This is a genomic window from Myxococcus sp. CA040A, assembly GCF_013336725.1.
Lineage (GTDB): Bacteria > Myxococcota > Myxococcia > Myxococcales > Myxococcaceae > Myxococcus > Myxococcus llanfairpwllgwyngyllgogerychwyrndrobwllllantysiliogogogochensis.
Genome location: NZ_JABUMR010000018.1, coordinates 25,637 through 41,848, shown reverse-complemented (window position 1 = coordinate 41,848; position 16,212 = coordinate 25,637). Strand labels below are relative to the sequence as shown.

General features: G+C 68.4%; 13 protein-coding genes. 6 read left to right on the top strand and 7 right to left on the bottom strand.

Annotation, left to right across the window (positions count from 1 at the left end; all coding sequences use genetic code 11):
* Positions 1–4: 4 nt before the first annotated feature.
* The 4 genes from HUA75_RS43690 to HUA75_RS43675 form a co-directional block, all read right to left on the bottom strand.
* Positions 5–925: a hypothetical protein gene (locus HUA75_RS43690; RefSeq protein ID WP_141644611.1), complete on the bottom strand. Its 921-nt coding sequence runs from the start codon at positions 923–925 to the stop codon at positions 5–7.
* Between the two features lie 109 nt (positions 926–1,034).
* Positions 1,035–1,490 (bottom strand): hypothetical protein, encoded by a 456-nt coding sequence (locus HUA75_RS43685; protein WP_174489821.1) that lies wholly within the window; start codon positions 1,488–1,490, stop codon positions 1,035–1,037.
* A gap of 100 nt (positions 1,491–1,590) precedes the next feature.
* On the bottom strand, positions 1,591–4,710 hold the full coding sequence (locus tag HUA75_RS43680) for a poly(A) polymerase (protein WP_174489820.1): 3,120 nt from the start codon (positions 4,708–4,710) through the stop codon (positions 1,591–1,593).
* A gap of 116 nt (positions 4,711–4,826) precedes the next feature.
* Positions 4,827–6,191, bottom strand: a complete 1,365-nt coding sequence (locus tag HUA75_RS43675) for a BamA/TamA family outer membrane protein (protein WP_174489819.1) — start codon at positions 6,189–6,191, stop codon at positions 4,827–4,829.
* Between the two features lie 170 nt (positions 6,192–6,361).
* On the opposite strand from HUA75_RS43675, the gene HUA75_RS43670 reads away from it, so the two are divergent.
* Together HUA75_RS43670 and coaA are read left to right on the top strand one after the other, a co-directional pair.
* Positions 6,362–7,093, top strand: a complete 732-nt coding sequence (locus tag HUA75_RS43670) for a M90 family metallopeptidase (RefSeq protein ID WP_174489818.1) — start codon at positions 6,362–6,364, stop codon at positions 7,091–7,093.
* A 64-nt stretch (positions 7,094–7,157) separates the two neighbouring features.
* Positions 7,158–8,108, top strand: coding sequence for a type I pantothenate kinase (gene coaA / locus HUA75_RS43665; protein WP_141644616.1), 951 nt, complete (start codon positions 7,158–7,160; stop codon positions 8,106–8,108).
* Between the two features lie 376 nt (positions 8,109–8,484).
* On the opposite strand, the gene HUA75_RS43660 is transcribed toward coaA, so the two are convergent.
* Complete coding sequence (locus HUA75_RS43660) at positions 8,485–8,952, bottom strand: GNAT family N-acetyltransferase (RefSeq protein ID WP_141644632.1); 468 nt, start codon at positions 8,950–8,952, stop codon at positions 8,485–8,487.
* A gap of 41 nt (positions 8,953–8,993) precedes the next feature.
* Entirely contained in the window at positions 8,994–11,255 is a 2,262-nt protein-coding gene (locus tag HUA75_RS43655; protein ID WP_174489817.1) for a tetratricopeptide repeat protein, read from the bottom strand.
* A 153-nt stretch (positions 11,256–11,408) separates the two neighbouring features.
* Here HUA75_RS43655 and HUA75_RS43650 point away from each other — a divergent pair, with 153 nt between their 5' ends.
* Entirely contained in the window at positions 11,409–12,272 is an 864-nt protein-coding gene (locus HUA75_RS43650) for an NAD-dependent protein deacetylase (protein WP_174489816.1), read from the top strand.
* Positions 12,273–12,287: 15 nt separating this feature from the next.
* On the opposite strand, the gene HUA75_RS43645 is transcribed toward HUA75_RS43650, so the two are convergent.
* Entirely contained in the window at positions 12,288–13,193 is a 906-nt protein-coding gene (locus tag HUA75_RS43645) for a LysR family transcriptional regulator (RefSeq protein WP_141644619.1), read from the bottom strand.
* Positions 13,194–13,299: 106 nt separating this feature from the next.
* Here HUA75_RS43645 and HUA75_RS43640 point away from each other — a divergent pair, with 106 nt between their 5' ends.
* From HUA75_RS43640 to HUA75_RS43630, 3 genes are read left to right on the top strand one after another with little or no spacing between them, the layout of a single operon-like run.
* Entirely contained in the window at positions 13,300–14,499 is a 1,200-nt protein-coding gene (locus HUA75_RS43640) for an MFS transporter (RefSeq protein WP_174458402.1), read from the top strand.
* Positions 14,496–15,554 (top strand): SDR family oxidoreductase, encoded by a 1,059-nt coding sequence (locus HUA75_RS43635; protein WP_141644621.1) that lies wholly within the window; start codon positions 14,496–14,498, stop codon positions 15,552–15,554. The genes HUA75_RS43640 and HUA75_RS43635 overlap by 4 nt, the downstream gene beginning before the upstream one ends.
* 59 nt (positions 15,555–15,613) lie before the next feature.
* Positions 15,614–16,210, top strand: coding sequence for an HD family hydrolase (locus tag HUA75_RS43630; RefSeq protein ID WP_217446549.1), 597 nt, complete (start codon positions 15,614–15,616; stop codon positions 16,208–16,210).
* The last annotated feature ends 2 nt before the right edge of the window (positions 16,211–16,212 follow it).

Here is a 16,212-nt window from a genome sequence, read left to right as displayed (position 1 = left end):
GGCCTCAGGGGTCCGTGGGTGACAGCCGCGACAGGGAGCGGTTCTTGACCTTGAGCCACGCCTGTTGCCTGAACAGGTAGGTCGAGCAGAGCTGGCGCCACGTCCACACGTCCGGCAGCTTCCACCACGCCGCGGGCGGCTGGATGCCCTTGTCCCGCAGGTTGCCGATGCCCCGGTAGCCGACGCCGTCGAGCCCGAAGGCGCAGTTGGACTCGAGGACCAGGACCTTGTCCGTCGCGGGGTGATGGTCCACGACGAGGAGCGTGTGGCCGGAGCGCCACTGGTTTCGCCAGCCCTGGATGAGTGTCCACGGGTGGGGTGGCACGTCCGCTGACGGAGGCGGGATGGCCATGCCGCTCTCGACGGCGGAGGTGACGGGGGAAAAGTTATCCTCCGCGGAGGCAATCATCATCTGTCGGTGACGGCGGGAGTCCCATGCGAAGGCCGCGCCGTGCGCATCGGCGAAGGCCTTCACGGTGAGGGCCTCCACGAAGGTGCAGCAGTTGTTGAACCGGGGAGGCCCCAGGGGGACGCGAATGCCTGGCAGCGTCCACGGGTAGTAGGCCTTGTCCGGGTCGTAACGGTAGTCGCGCAGCCCGCCGAGGAGCGCGACGAGCCGGTCCTCGGCCACGGCCAGCGGCTCGTCGTCAAAAGGCAGCCTTACGGCCGGAGGCGGCTTCTCCTGCTGGACGACGGTCGCGTAGCGCTGGGTCCGCCAGCGCACGCAAATCCAGGTGTCCAGCGCGCCCAACGTCGGGACTTCCAGGCGCACGTAGTCCGTGTCGGGCGTCGGAAAACCGAGGCGCTCGTCCAGGACGAAGTAGGTGCCTGGCTCGACGTAGCCCTCGAACTGCGCGTTCGTGTCCGGCTCCACGAAGCCGCGAAGTCGGATGGGAAGCTTCGCGACACGATAGGTTTCCGCCAAGACAGGACCCCCCGGAGAAGATGACCTGATGTGAAGTCTAACTCACTCCGGGAGTTGTTCGCAGGACGTGGCGGGGAAGGTGCCGGGCGGGTGCTCCGACTGGTCCGCGCTAGGAACAGCAGTCCCTGGGGCAGTTGCTGTACTCATTCACTTCGCAATAGCCGTCGCCGCACACATGGATGAGGTTTTCATCCTGGGGCGGAGGGGTGATTGCCTTGGGCGTGAGACACACGGGGCCGCAGTCCACCGGGCAGTTCTCGCCCGCGCCGCAGACACCATCGCCACAGTACGGCGAATATCCACAGTCGGTGGGACACGTCGATTGATTCTCGCCCACTTCACAGATGCCATTGCCGCAAGAGGCCGGGCAGTCCGAAGGACAGGTGACGCGCTCGTTCCCATCGCATTCGCCATCGCCGCACTGGTGGCCAAGGCCCGCCTCGGCGGACTGCTGCTCGAGCTTTGCGACCGCCGAGTCGTCGGCTTCCGTCGCGATTCCGCCGCACGCCAGCAGGACCAGTGAGGCCACCACGGTGGCCGTCACACCACTCCAACGCTTGCTCATACAGCCTCCTGGAAAAGGAGGCGCGGAGCCTGGTCGTTGCTCTCATGGAAAGGTCTGGCCTTTCCAATTCGTGACATGAGGTCGCGGCTGGTGCAACGCGTTACGAGGCCTGTGAGTCCAATCCGCCCCTGTTGTTTCCCCGTAGAAACTCCACCTGGAGCACGGTGCCTTCGGGACGGTGCGCCCACTCCAGGAAGGATGCGCGGAAGGACTCCACGGCCTCGACCAGCGGGCTGCCCGGCTTCCAGGCCAGCGCGCCCGCATCTTGCGCATCCCGGGTGCTCAGGCCGATGACGAAAGAGCCCTTCGCGGGTGGGGCCTGGAGCGGGCGTACGGAGAGCCGCCGGTCCCCTTCCAGCCGGTACACCAGGGCGGTGAGATGGCCGAGGACCCAGCCCACGGCGACTTCGTGGTCCGCCGCGGAGCGTGCTTCGACGGACAGGCGCAGCCGCGTGGGCAGGTCCTGGGCGGTGTCGACAGGCTGGAACAACGCCTCCCACGCGAGAGTCGTACCCGCCGCACGGGCTTCCGCCACGAGCGCTCGAGCGCGAATCCACTCATCGCGGAGGACGCGGAATGTGGAGCGCGACACATTGCGCGCCGTATTCCGCGCGGGTGCGGCCGGGGCGATAACGGGCATCAGGTCTCGCTTGCCATCCGGACGATAGCGCGCCAGCTCCGGCGTGAGGGCCACGGGCTGTGGCCAGGGCCAGGAGGCGAAGGTCCCGAAGAAGTGGGCGAGCAGCTCAGCGTCGGTCTTCACCGTGCCCGGCGCCGCCCTCGTGAAGGCCCACGTCGCGAGCACCGTCCACGACAGCCCGCCGAGATAGCCGAGCGCATGCGAGTAGACGCCCCGGTCCTTGGCCCACGTCTTCACCGCGCGAAGCAGGGTCCGGAATCGCTCGCGCTGTCCTTCGTCCTCGCCCAGTGTTTCCAGCACGCCTTGCATGTCCGCGAGTCCCAGGACGGAGCGGAGTCCCGCAACATCCAGCTCCTCTCCATGGAGCGACAGCAGCGTCGAGGGCTCGCAAGGAGCCACGCCTTCGGGACGGCTGGCGTAGGACACCTCGAAGCTCACGCCTCCCAGTGACAGCTTCACCAGGGGAATGGCGGCATCGGCCACGAATCGCGCGGAGCCCGATGCGGAGGGCGGCTGCTTCTCCAGCTCTCGAAGCAGTGCATGCGCGAAATCCTCACGGGAGAGGGTGGCGGGGCCAATGGCCACCGCGTCCACGTCGCTGTCCGGTCCATCCGTGCCGAGCAGCGATGAGCCATAGGGATGCAGCGTGGTGCCCACGCGTTCGCAGAGCTCCATCAGGTGTTCCACCGCCTGGAGTCTGGACGCACGTGACGCATCGGTCGCTTGGGCGCACAGGGTCCCGAGCACCGCGCGCAGCGGGGTGTCTTCCTGCCCGGCCGCCGCCTGCGACTCCGCCGGCCCTGGTTTCCGGGACGGGGCGGATGCTCCCAGGGGAATTCGCCGCACGACTTCGAACGGGGTGTCGCCCTTGCGACGGATGATGCAGACCTCGTTCACGCGGAAGCTCACCGGACGCCAGCCTCGGGCCCACGAGGAAATCGTCCGTTCGAGTTCCACGTCCCCCGTGCGTGGGAGCTGTCCCACGGAGAGGTGCGGTGTGAATCCGTGGGTTGGGGGCGCGCACTCGGGCACGGCCGCCACGAGCTTCGCGTGCAGGGCCGCCAGCGCGTCTTCGGGCTGGGTGTCCGGCCGGAGCCAGGCCGTCGCATTGGCTCGGTGCTCGAAGTGGGCGAAAGAGGAGAGCGTCACGTCGAAGGGCTCGATGTCTCGGAGCGTCTCCGCGAGCACCGCCTCGGCGGTGTCGAAGTCCTCTTCTGGGAGGAAGGGGTAGATCAGCGTGACGTGTGGCATCCACCGCTCGAACTTCGCGTCGTGCTTCTTGCGCAAGGCCTGGATGGGTGGCCACGCGGCCTCGGGTGGAATGAGCACCACGGCCGTGTGATGGACCCGTCGCTCCGCTCCCGGGAGGGTGCTGGGCCGCGAGTAAACCTCACGCGCCAGGACACAGCGGACTCCGAAGTGGTCGGAGGCGAAGAGGGCGTCTCCGGAAGGCGCCGGAGGCCCGGCCAGCGGGGCCTCGCCGAAGAGGCCAACGGCCTCCGGAACGAGTCGACCCGATGGAGACTTCACCAGCACGCGGTCCGGTCGTTGGAGTCGACCGGAGACGGTGGTGAGCGCGGCCAGCGGATTGAGCAGGGGGTTGTAGGTCTCCCCGGTCTCCGAGGGCCGCAAGGTGGGCCACGCATCCACGAAGCCCGCCCGTGTGAAGGTGTCCGCCTCCTGCTCTCCCTCTCCGAAGTTGAAGTCACCGGCCAGCACGATGTCCGGTGCCCCGCCTTCAGCCGATGCGGTCAGCTCGCGAGCCCAGTCGACGAGCGCCTGGACCTGCATGCCTCGCGCGGCGGCGCCGGACGCATCCCGGTTGCTCGTGAGGTGAGGCGTGGCCACCCACAGCGAAGTGCCCGCCACCCGCAGCTCGCCAGCGATGATGCGCTTGTCCCTGGAGAAGACGCGCTGCCACACCGAAGCGAAAGGCACGCGCGACAGGAGCACCTGGCCATAGGTCTCCACCGTGTTCGCCTCCGGGCCGTCCGACACCCAGTAGTGCTCACGCACCCACGACTCATCGAGCAGGGTTTGCAGGAAGGAGGTGGTGACTTCCTGGAGGGCGATGACGTCCGCATCCGTCTCGCGCAACAGGTTCATCGTCGCCGGAGTCCTGCGTTCGGTCTCCAGCTTCTCCGCGTCATACAAGTCGAAGAGGACGTTGAACGTGACGACGGTGAGCACGTCCGGTGTCGCTACCACCTCGTTCGGGGAGGGCGACACCTTCCTCCATTCCTCCGCGCGCGTGTCGTAGCGATAGGAGGGGAGGGGTGTGAAGCCAGGAGCCGCGCTCGCGCGACGTGGTGCGGGCGCGGGCTCCTCGGTGGGGGACGCGGTGTGACTCAGCCGGTCGATGCGTTCCTTGCGGTCCCACATCACCTCGCGTCCACGCTTGAAGTACCAGACGCGGTGCCACGGAATCTCACCGTCCGGGACGAAGGCCTCGAAGGGCATCTCCTCCAGGGCCTCGCCGTGCGCGTCGTAGCCGATGACGAACTCGCGAGCCTCCAGGCGAGGGTCCCACCGGATGCGGTGATACACCTCGCGGCTCGTCGTGAAGCGGTCCTGGGACATGGCGAGCACTCACAAGAGAAGGGGAGACTTCCGCCGACTACATCTGAGGCTTCGGAGAGAGGCCAGCGGACGCGTCGCACCTGACGCCACGCCGCCGGCCCGGCTGACAGTCTGCTTCAGGTCGGACTCACTCCCGCCACCAGATAGAAGCGGAACTCCCCGGAGTTGACTCCGTAGGCGGCGTCCACTCCCACCAGGGGCAGCACGAGGTTGCGCAGGTAGAGCCGCAACCCCGCGCCGAGGCCCTGTGCCAGGGTGGCGCCCTTCAGTCCGCTCTGGCTGTCGGGCAGGTAGCCGCGCACCACGCGCCCATTCACGTCCCGCAGCTCGCCGTCCGAGGGCAGCTCCCTCCACGCCATCAGCCCCGTGTCGGAGAAGCCCACGCCCCGGAAGGACAGCGAGCGGATGGTGAAGAGGGGGAAGTGATACTCGGCGGTGAAGGACAGCCGGGTGTCGCCTCGGAACTGACGGTGGACGAAGCCCCGCAGGCCGTTGCCTCCCATCACCAGCTCCTGGTGGAAGGGCAGGTCCACGCCCGCGGCGGCTTCACCGCGCAGCACCAGGTTGTGCTCTTCGAACAGGCGCAGGCCATGGCGGTACAGCAACCCGAAGCGCCGGTAGCTGAAGTCGCTCCACACGCCGGGGTTGGACACCTCGTAGGAGGCCTCCAGGTTGAGGCCCTCCATCACCGCGTGGAGGTTCTGCCGGGTGTCGATCCCCACCATCAGGCGCAGGGAGGTATCTCGCTGCGAGGGTCCGATGGAGAACGCGGGCGTGGTGACCTCCTTCTCCGGGTCCGGGGACTTCGCGTCGATGCTCATCAGCCGGTACTTCACGGCGGCGCGCACGCGCTCGAAGAGCATCACCCCCAGCTCGCTCGAGATGGACGCCGAGTTGAGCCGCGTGCGCCGAACGACGACCGGGTCCTCCTGGCCCGCTCCTGGCTGGTACTCGTCCATGCGGTCGCTGCGAAGCTGGCCCTCCAGGCTGAACCGCAGCTGCGGCAACCCAAAGAGGTTCGGGTCCAGGTAGCCGGCGAAGATGCCGCTCTCCGCCGTGCTCACCTGCGCGGCCGTCGCGAACTTCTTGGCCCGGCCCCAGAGGTTGTTCTCCGCGTACAGCAGGCCGCCGCCGATGTTGTCCGAGGACAGCGCGAACGTGGGCGCCACCACCCAGGACGCCTTGTCCTCCACCTCCAGGATGAGGCGCACACGGTTGGGGGCCGTGGGCTCCAGGCTCACCTTCACCTCCTGGAACAGGCCGGTGGCGACCAGCCGCCGCTCCACCTTGTCCAGCTCCTCGAAGGTGATTTCGTCGCCGGTGTCGATGCGCGAAAAGGAGCGCACCGTCTCCGGCAGCGTCTTCTCGGGGCCTCGCACCGCCACCTCGTCCACCACCTGCCCCGGACCCTGCGCGTCCGCCTGCCCCGACAACAGGGCGATTCCCAGCGCCGCGCACCACTTCACCACACGTCTGCTCATGACTCGTCGCACGTCCCGTGACTGCTCGGGGCCGCCGGCCTGGACCCATGGAGGCCCACCCTACCGCCCCCCGCGCCTCGTGGGGCCACGGACTGTGGGCAAGGAACTTCCGCGAAACATTTGCTATGCCTGACCCCAGGAAGCCCTGGGACCCCCGGGGCGCCGACCCGATGACCGGTATTTTTCGTCAGCTGCGGCGCCGACGTCTCATGCGTCGGCCCTTTCCTCCCGACTGGCTCGGCTACCTCGACGCGCGAGTGCCCTTCTTCGCCACGCTGTCTCCCGCGCTGCGCGACGACTTCCTCGCCAAGCTGAAGGTCTTCGCCTGGGAGAAGGAGTTCATCGGGGCCGGGGGACTGGAAATCACCGACGAGATTCGCGTCGTCGTGTCCGCCACCGCCGTGCAGCTCGTGGTGCACCTGGACCTGGCCTATTACGACCGGCTGCGCGAAGTCATCGTCTACCCCGATGCCTTCCTGCTGCCAGACCGCACCGGTATGGTGCTGGGCGAGGCCAAGAACTGGGGCTCCGTCATCCTCTCCTGGGCCGCGGTGCTCGGGGGCCTGCGCAACCCGGATGATGGCCACGACACCGCCACGCACGAGTTCGCCCACGTCCTGGACCGGGCGGACGGGGCCTTCGACGGGACGCCGAAGCTGCGCAGCTATTCGCACTACCGGACCTGGGCCTCGGTGATGAGCGAGCACTACCATGGGCTCCAGGAGGGGCGCCCCCGGGAGCGCCAGGTGTTGGATGACTACGGCGCCGTCAACGAGGCGGAGTTCTTCGCGGTGGCCACCGAGAACTTCTTCGAGCGCCCCACGCGGATGCGCGAGAAGACGCCGGATTTGTATGAAGAGCTGAAGCGTTTCTACGGCTGGGACCCTGCCTCGGGCACCTGAGTCCGCGCGCGGCCCGCCCCGCTGTGGTAGGCGCGATATCCAGCACCCGCAGGAGAGACTCGCAATGTCCGCACCCGCTGCGCCCTCGGTGTCCATGTTCGTCGAGCTGGAGCGCGAAGCCTGGCGGGCGCTGCGCGCGTCCACGCCGCTGACGCTCACGACGGAGGACCTGGACGGTCTGCGGGGGCTGGGTGAGCACCTGGACCTGGAGGAGGTCTCCGACGTCTACCTGCCCCTGTCCCGGCTGCTCAATCTCCAGGTGGCCGCGGCCCAGCGACTGTGGATGGAGCAGCAGGCGTTCCTGGGGGGCTCCACCAGCAAGGTGCCGTTCATCATCGCCATCGCCGGCAGCGTGGCGGTGGGCAAGAGCACCACGGCCCGCATCCTCCAGGCGCTGCTCGGCCGGTGGCCGGACCATCCTCGCGTGGAGCTGGTCACCACGGACGGCTTCCTCTTTCCCAACCGCGTCCTCACCGAGCGCGGGCTGATGAAGCGCAAGGGCTTTCCGGAGAGCTATGACCGGCGCGCGCTGGTGCGCCTGCTCGCGGAGCTGAAGGCGGGACGTCCAGAGGTGTCGGCGCCGGTCTACTCGCACCTTGTCTACGACGTGGTGCCCGACGAGGCGAAGGTCATCCGCCAGCCCGACATCCTCATCCTGGAAGGGCTCAACGTGCTCCAGTCCGGCGCCACCGGACAGCGGGTGCCGCACACCTTCCTGTCGGACTTCTTCGACTTCTCCATCTACGTGGATGCGAGCGAGCAGGACATCCGCCGCTGGTATGTGGACCGCTTCCTGCGGCTCCAGCAGACGGCGTTTCGCGACGAGCGCAGCTACTTCCGCCGCTTCTCCGACCTGACGAAGGACGAAGCGGTGACGATGGCCGAGTCCGTGTGGGGCGACATCAACGGCCCCAACCTGGCGCAGAACATCGCGCCCACTCGCTCGCGCGCCCGGCTCATCCTGCTCAAGGGACCGGACCACAAGGTGAAGCGCGTGCGGTTGCGCAAGCTGTAGTCCGCCCGTGTCAGCGCGCGGTGGAGGGACCGCGGTTGGCGAGCGGTTGTGCCCGGGGTGTATGTCTGGGACATTTCAGCGACACAGTGGGAGTCACCGCATGCCCCTCCCTTCGATTCACCGTACGGTCCGCTCAGTGATGGTGCTTGCGCTGGCCCTTCTGTCCGGCCCGAGTCTCGCGGCGGACGCGGGCTCCGACGGGCGTCCGGTGGGCTTCGAGTGTCCCGTGCGAGTGGACGGCACCGAACACCTCCTTCGGGTCGCTGACGCGGAGCCTCCAGCAACGGCATCCCCTTGAGCTTCAGGGGGCGCGAAAACCACGGCGCCTGTCACACGTAGCGTGAGGCGCTCCCGTCGCGCGTGTACGCGGCGTTGCTCAGCGTCGGGGGCGGCGGACCATCTCGATGTGCGGGATGCCGTCCTCGTCGTAGATGTCACCCTCGGCGACGAAGCCGAGGCTTGTGTAGAAGGCCCGCAGGTAGTCCTGCGCGGAGATGCGGATGTCCGCGTCGGGGTAGAGGGCTTCGAGCCGGGTGATGCCTCGCGCCGTCAGCTCTCGTCCCAGTCCACGCCCTCGCGCCCTGGGTGACGTCACCACGCGGCCCAGGCTGGAGGCGCCGGGGAACTTCACGTCGGGTGGGAGGATGCGCAGATAGGCTGAGAGGAAGGACTGAGGGCCTGCGTCCTCGAAGGCGAGGAGGTGGAGGGCGCTCCGGTCCAGCCCGTCCACGTCCAGGTAGAGCGACTTCTGCTCCACGATGAACACCTCCTGGCGCAGGGCGAGCACGTCATACAGCTCGTCCAACGTCAGCTCCGAGAACGCCTTCCATTGCCAGTTCGGCATGCGGAAGGCGTCTACCACGGATGCTCGCTCCTTGCGGAGGTTCAGTCGGTGCGGGACTCAGCTCTGGTGTCGTGGGGAATCTCCGACAGCAACACGTTGAGTGCATCCACCTCTTGCCGCACGTGGTCCGGCCGGGACTGGACGATGTCGATGGCGCGCTGGAGCGCGTGCCTCGCGGCGTCGAGCGCCTGGTGCTCGACGTGGAGCCTCGACAGGTCCGTGAGCAGGGGCACCAGATACGGGTGTTTTTCACCGGCGGTCTGCTCGAGTCGACCCACCGACTCCTGAAGCAGGGGATAGGCGACCGGGTGCTGGTGTTCTCCCAGGACGACTGCCGCATGGTGCAGGGCGAGGGCGGCGGCCAGGCGGTCCCGCTCCTCGTCCGTCACGTCCACGGGCGGGGCGGCCTCGTGGCCCTGACCCTCCAGTGTGTTCTCCAGGTTCGAAAGCAGCTCTCCGCCCAGCTCGGCCGTGAGCGCTTCGCCATCGGCGAACAGCGTCAGCGCGGACGTGTCTTCGACAGGGCGGTGACCAGGGAGGCCCGCCACGCGTTCGATGCGCTCGGAAGGAGGCGGGTGGGTGTCGTACGCGTCCACGGGGCACGCGAAGAGCTGCGCATGCATGAACGCCTGGAACTCGAGCGGCGTGTCCCGGGCCACCACGTCGATGGTGTGGAACAGGTCCTTCGTGGGCCTTCCCGTGGCGCGCAGACCCACCGTCACGCTCATGCCGCGCTTGAACGCGTCACTGCCCTCCACCGCCTTCGTCAGCGCGCGAGCGAAGGTGTCGCCGCCATAGGCGAGCGCGGACACCCGGTCCGCGAGCAGCTCCCTGCGGCGTCCGTGCCCGGCGGTGATGCGCAGGTGGACGAAGAAGTACGTGCGCAGGAACCACCACACCGGATTGATGGAGGCCCAGCCCGCCGCCTGGATGGCGTGGAGCATGCGGACCATCTGGATCTGGATGCGACCGATGACGGGAGTCAGCCGCGTCTCGCCATGGGAGAAGTGGCCATACTCGTGCGCGAGGATGGACTTGAGCTCGGAGACCGTGAGCAGTCGCACGACGCCCAGCCCCAGTTGGAGGACCCGCTCACCACGTCCCAGCAGCACCCTCAACCGTCCTCCTCGCTCGCTCACGCCGATTCCCGTGCCCGCGTCGATGAGGACGCGGTCCACCTTGCGCGACTTCGCGACGTCCGCCACTTCCTCCAGCGCGGCGAAGAGGCGCGGGGCCTCCTCGCGTTTCAGCGCGCGGCCTTCGTCTGGCTGGGCGTCGCGGAAGAACAAGCCCCGGAAGATGCCGATGATGCCACCGAGGCAGGCAATCACCACGATGAACAGGAGCTTCACCGGGATGACGGGCATCATGGCCATGGCGAGGAGCAGTCCTCCGAACACGGCCAGGGTCAGCACCACCATCATTGGCACGGCGACGTAGAACAGCAGGGACGAGAACCAGAGCACCGCGATGTAGAGCCGGTCCACCAGTCGCTCGCTCGCGGTCTGTTCCTCACGCAGCAAGTGCAGGTCGCTCGCCTGGAGCCGGCCCAACTGCGCCGAGGACAACGCTCGGCCCGCGAGCCAGGAGAGCAGCAGCCCCAACCCCAGGAACAGCGCCATCCCGAGGGGAATCCCCACCAGCAGCCACCCCCTTCGCCGGTCCTCGAACCGCTCCTCGACGACCCGCAGCAGTCCCTGGGTGGCGCCCAGCTCTCGGGCTCGCCGGACCGCTTCCCGCGCGGCCTCGTCGTCTCCCCGGATCTCCAGAATCACGGCGAGCAGCGCATGGCCCTCGCCATTCCAGGGCGCGAGCGCCGTCAGTCGCCGTGCATGGGCCAGCGCACCCTCGACCTCGCCCGCCTCGAGGGAGCGAATCCCCGCGTCGAAGAGCGACTCCGGGTCGTGAGCGTTCACGCCGTGCTCCGACGACATCCCCAGGCGCGCTTCCTCCATGGCCGACAGGTGCCGTCGGACGGCGTCGAGCTGACCTTCGACCTCCTCGCGATGCCTCGGGTCGATGCCGCGCGCGAGGGCCTGACTCAGCGCCGTCTCGGCCTCGGCGAAATGGCCCCGCTTGAGGCGCAGCCGCCCGTGGAGCCAGTGCGTCGCGGGATGCTCGGGGGCATCCGCGAGCAAGCGGTGGAAGTTGCGCAACGCCTCTTCCGGCTGGTCGTTCCGCAAGGCCGCGTCAGCCTGCTCATACGCGGCCTGAAGCCCGGGGGCGCCGTGGAAAGGGGGCTGCTCGGTCGCCGAGGCCGGAGCCTGGGAGGCGAAGAACAGGACAAGAACCAACGCGTACATGTACTTCCTCGGAACTGGCCCCTGATGCCCACTCTAACACGGGCGCCGAGCAGCGGCCCGACCGCCGGCCTGGCCCGCGAGGTGGGCGTCGCGGTGGGGGCCCGACAGGGAGTCTGGGCAAGCCGCCGGGGAGGCCATTATACGTAGGCCGCCATGACCTCTCTGCCGCAGACGTCGCCCGTTCCCGGGGCCGCCCAGGATGTGGACGCCCTGGTCTCGTTGCTGCGCGGACGGCGCACCGTGGTGCTCACAGGCGCGGGTTGCAGCACCGAGTCAGGCATCCCGGACTATCGCGGGCCGGGCACGCGGGCCCGGGCGCGCAATCCCATCCAGCACCGGGAGTTCCTCCAGCGCCCCGAGGTGCGGGCCCGCTACTGGGCCCGGAGTCTGCTCGGCTGGCCCCGCTTCGCTTCCGCCCACCCGAACCCCGCGCACCGGGCGCTGGCCGCGCTGGAGCAGGGTGGACATGTCCCCGGCCTCATCACCCAGAACGTGGACCGGTTGCACCACGCCGCGGGCAGCTCGCGCGTCATCGAGCTGCACGGCGCGCTGGCTCGCGTGCGCTGTCTGGACTGTGGAGCGCAGGAGGCGCGTGTCGACCTGCAGGCGCGACTGCTGGCGCTCAACCCGGACTTCTCCCACCAGGTGCTGGAGCTTCGGCCGGACGGTGACGCGGAGCTGTCGTCGGAGGCGCTCCAGTCCTTTCAGGTGCCCGCTTGCGTGCGCTGTGGCGGGACGCTGAAGCCGGACGTGGTGTTCTTTGGCGATAACGTGCCCGCGCCCACGGTGACGGAGGCGTTCGCCTTGCTGGAAGAAGGGGACGCGCTGCTGGTGGTGGGCTCGTCGCTCGCCATCTACTCCGGCTATCGCTTCCTCGTCCGCGCCGCGGAGCGCCACGTGCCCATCGCCATCCTCAACCTGGGCGAGTGTCGTGGCGTGGAGCTGGCGGACCTCCGCGTGGAAGCGAGCGCTGGAGACGTGCTGCCCAGGCTCGCCGAGGCGCTGGCGCGAAGCTGAGCGCGTCGTCGCCCGTCAGGGCAGGCGCACGTGCGTGGTGAGGTGGTCCACGAAGGCGCGCACGCGCGCGGGCAGGTGTCCGCCCTGGCTGAGGAAGAGGGCATGGATGACCTCCGTGTCGCCGGGGTTGTGCTCCTCCAGCACGGCCACGAGGCGGCCCTCGTCCAGGTCGTCCTTCACCTGGAAGCGCGCGAGCCGTGCCAGGCCCACTCCGGCCAGCACCAGTTGTCGCAGCGCTTCGCCGTCGCTCGCCTGGATGTTGCCGACCGGGGACAGCGAGAGCTGCGAGGAGGACTCCGTCAGGGGCCAGCCCTCGATGGCGCGCGCGTAGCTGAAGCCCAGCCGGTTGTGTGACGCCAACTCGCCCGGAGTCTTCGGCACGCCCTGGCGCTTCAGGTAGTCCGGCGAGCCGACGATGACCATCCGCGTCTCACCGAGCCTGCGCGCGGTGAGCTGGGAGTCCTTGAGCTGCCCGTGGCGAATGGCCACATCCGTGCGGTCATCGAGCAGGTCGATGAGCTTGTCCGTCAGCGTGAGGTCCACCGTCACCGACGGATATCGGGCGAAGAAGCCGGGGAGCAGGGGGATGAGGATGCAGCGCCCGAAGGCTGGGTTGGTGTTGATGCGCAGTCGCCCACTGGGCTCGTCGCTCGCGGCGGCACCGCGCTCCGCCTCGTCGAGCTCACCCAGGATTCGCACGCTGCGTTCATAGAAGCCGCAGCCTTCCGGCGTGAGCTGGAGCGCGCGCGTGGAGCGATTGACCAGCCGAGCCCCCAACCGCTGCTCCAGCCGGGCCACCAGCTTGCTCACCGCGGAGGGGGTCATCCGGAAGGCTCGCGCCGCGGCGGAGAAGCCTCCCAGCTCCACCACCTTCACGAAGACTTCCATCTCTCCGAAGCGATTGACGTCCAGGCGAGCCATGGTGAGCCGAACTCACAAGTCCTATTCCGCACGTCGCTCTACCGCAGCGAATTCGCCCCGTCCATACAAGGCCCCATCCAACTTCTTCACGGGAGGGCCGCGAATCATGCCGCTGGCCTTGTTCGCATTGACCGCGGGCGCCTTTGGAATCGGCGTCACGGAGTTCGTCATCATGGGCTTGTTGCTGGAGGTGGGCACGGACCTGGGGGTCTCCATCTCCACGGCGGGCCTGCTCATCTCCGGCTACGCACTGGGCGTCGTGGCCGGCGCCCCGGTGCTGACCGTGTTGACGGGGCGCTGGTCCCGCAAGCACGTGCTGCTGGGGTTGATGGTCATCTTCACGCTGGGCAACATCGGCTGCGCGCTGGCGCCCACCTACGGCACGCTGATGGCCGCGCGGGTGTTGACCGCGCTCTCCCACGGTACGTTCTTCGGCGTGGGCTCCGTGGTGGCCACGGGCCTGGTGCCGGTGGACAAGCGCGCGTCGGCCATCGCCATCATGTTCACCGGCCTGACGGTGGCGAACATCCTCGGCGTGCCGCTGGGCACGTGGCTGGGGCAGTCGCTCGGATGGCGCTCGACGTTCTGGGCCGTGGCGCTGATTGGCCTGCTCGCCGTGGCGGTGATTGCGCTGTTCGTGCCGCGTGACGAGGCGTCGCAAGAGGCGAACGACTGGCGCGCTGATTTGCGGGCCCTGGGCCGGCGGCCGGTGTTGTTGGGGCTGTTGACGACGGTGCTCGGCTTCGCCGGGGTGTTCACCGTGTTCACCTTCATCGCGCCCATCCTGACGCGGCTCAGCGGCTTCTCGCCGACGGCGGTGTCTCCCATCCTGCTCGTCTTCGGCGGTGGGCTGGTGGTGGGCAACCTCGTGGGCGGCAAGCTCGCGGACCGGCGGCTGGTGCCGTCCATCCTCGGCAGCCTCGCGGTGCTGGCGCTGGTGCTGTTCGGGATGACGTTCGTCCTGCATGACCGCGTCCTCACGGTCATCGCCATCGGCCTCTTCGGCGCGGCGGCGTTCGCCACGGTGCCGCCGCTTCAGATGTGGGTGCTGGAGAAGGCCGAAGGGGCCGGTCAGAGCCTCGCGTCGAGCCTCAACATCGGAGCCTTCAACCTGGGCAACGCGCTGGGCGCCTGGTTCGGTGGCGTCATCATCGACCGCGGCCCGGGCCTGGGCGCCGTCACGTGGGTGTCGGCGCTGGTGCCGGTGTCCGCCATCTTCATCGTCCTCCTGGCGCTGCGCCTGGAGTCCCGCGAGCGCCGCCTCGGCGCTCCCAACGAACGAATGCTGCAAGGAGGAGTGTCATGAGCACGGTCAACAAGGTCGCCCTCGTGGTGGGCGCGCAGGGTGTCATCGGTCGCAACCTCATCGAGCACCTCGAGTCGCTGGGTGACTGGGAGGTCATCGGCCTGTCCCGGCGAGGCGGCCCTTCCTCCGAGCGCGTGCGGCACGTGCAGGTGGACCTGCTCGACGCGGAAGACTGCCGCGTGAAGCTGGCGAACCTGGGCCATGTGACGCACATCTTCTACGCCGCGTACCAGGAGCGGCCGACGTGGGCGGAGCTTGTCGCGCCCAACCTGGCGATGCTCGTCAACGTCGTGGACGCCATCGAGCCGGTGGCCGCGGGCCTGCGCCACGTCAGTCTCATGCAGGGCTACAAGGTCTACGGCGCGCACCTGGGGCCCTTCAAGACGCCGGCCCGGGAGACGGACCCGGACCACATGCCGCCCGAGTTCAACGTGGACCAGCAGCGCTTCCTGGAGCAGCGGCAGAAGGGCAAGGCGTGGACGTGGACCGCGCTGCGTCCGTCGGTGGTGGGCGGCGTCGCGCTCGGAAACCCGATGAACCTGGCCCTGGTGATTGCCGTCTATGCGTCCATCTCCAAGGAGCTGGGGCTGCCGCTGCGCTTCCCTGGCAAGCCCGGTGCGTATCACTCGTTGCTGGAGATGACCGACGCGGGGCTGCTCGCGAAGGCGACGGTGTGGGCGGCGACGGATGCGCGCTGCGCGAACCAGGCGTTCAACATCAACAATGGCGACCTGTTTCGCTGGAGCGAGTTGTGGCCGAAGATTGCCCGCTACTTCGGGTTGGAGGTGGCGCCTCCGCTGCAGATGTCGCTCGACGTCGTCATGGCGGACAAGGCGCCGCTCTGGAAGGCGATGACGGAGAAGCACGGGCTGGCGGGCCACTCCTACCAGGACGTGTCCTCCTGGCGCTTCGGTGACTTCGTCTTCTCGTGGGACTACGACATGTTCGCCGACGGCACCAAGGCGCGGCGCTTCGGCTTCCACGAGTTCGTCGACACCGAGGCGATGTTCCTGCGCCTCTTCGATGACTTCCGCCGCGCGAAGGTCATTCCCTGATTCCTCGGGGTGGCGCTTCAGGGGTTGAGCGGGCCTGGGGGGTGGGGAACAATCCGGGGATGGCTCACGGCGACGGAATGCAACAGGTCATCGGCTTCATCCTGGAGCTGGACAAGCTCAAGGGTGTCACGCGCAAGGTCAAACCGTTGGGCCTTGCTCGCTACGAGAACTCCGCGGAGCACAGCTGGCAGTTGGCCATGCTGGCCCTCTCCCTGTCCCACCATGCTCCGCCTGGGATTGACCAGGACCGCGTGGTCCGGATGCTGCTGGTGCATGACGTGGGCGAAATCGACACCGGCGACACGCTGGCGTTCGTGGAGGGCGGGTGGAAGGAGCGCAAGGCGGCGGAGCTGGCCGCGGTGGAGCGCATCTTCGGTTTGTTGCCCGCGCCCCAGGGCCCGGCGTTCCTCGCGCTCTGGAAGGAGTTCGAGCAGGCGGAGACTCCCGAGGCCCGCTACGCGAACGCGGTGGACCGTGCGATGCCGGTGTTGCTGAACCTCTCCAACGAGGGACAGAGCTGGCGGGAGAACGGCATCAGTCACGCGCGGGTGGTGGCACGCATCGCGCCCCCCATCCAGGCGGGGTGCCCCGCCCTGTGGGAGTACCTGGAGGGCCGTCTGGAAGAGGCCCGCCAGCGTGGCTGGTTCGGCGCGTGAGT

Excerpts from the sequence above, each read along its gene's own strand:
- HUA75_RS43685 (WP_174489821.1), bottom strand. The coding sequence starts at position 1,490 with ATGAGCAAGCGTTGGAGTGGTGTGACGGCCACCGTGGTGGCCTCACTG.
- HUA75_RS43680 (WP_174489820.1), bottom strand. The coding sequence starts at position 4,710 with ATGTCCCAGGACCGCTTCACGACGAGCCGCGAGGTGTATCACCGCATC.
- HUA75_RS43675 (WP_174489819.1), bottom strand. The coding sequence starts at position 6,191 with ATGAGCAGACGTGTGGTGAAGTGGTGCGCGGCGCTGGGAATCGCCCTG.
- HUA75_RS43670 (WP_174489818.1), top strand. The coding sequence starts at position 6,362 with ATGACCGGTATTTTTCGTCAGCTGCGGCGCCGACGTCTCATGCGTCGG.
- coaA (WP_141644616.1), top strand. The coding sequence starts at position 7,158 with ATGTCCGCACCCGCTGCGCCCTCGGTGTCCATGTTCGTCGAGCTGGAG.
- HUA75_RS43660 (WP_141644632.1), bottom strand. The coding sequence starts at position 8,952 with ATGCCGAACTGGCAATGGAAGGCGTTCTCGGAGCTGACGTTGGACGAG.
- HUA75_RS43655 (WP_174489817.1), bottom strand. The coding sequence starts at position 11,255 with ATGTACGCGTTGGTTCTTGTCCTGTTCTTCGCCTCCCAGGCTCCGGCC.
- HUA75_RS43650 (WP_174489816.1), top strand. The coding sequence starts at position 11,409 with ATGACCTCTCTGCCGCAGACGTCGCCCGTTCCCGGGGCCGCCCAGGAT.
- HUA75_RS43645 (WP_141644619.1), bottom strand. The coding sequence starts at position 13,193 with ATGGCTCGCCTGGACGTCAATCGCTTCGGAGAGATGGAAGTCTTCGTG.
- HUA75_RS43640 (WP_174458402.1), top strand. The coding sequence starts at position 13,300 with ATGCCGCTGGCCTTGTTCGCATTGACCGCGGGCGCCTTTGGAATCGGC.
- HUA75_RS43635 (WP_141644621.1), top strand. The coding sequence starts at position 14,496 with ATGAGCACGGTCAACAAGGTCGCCCTCGTGGTGGGCGCGCAGGGTGTC.
- HUA75_RS43630 (WP_217446549.1), top strand. The coding sequence starts at position 15,614 with ATGGCTCACGGCGACGGAATGCAACAGGTCATCGGCTTCATCCTGGAG.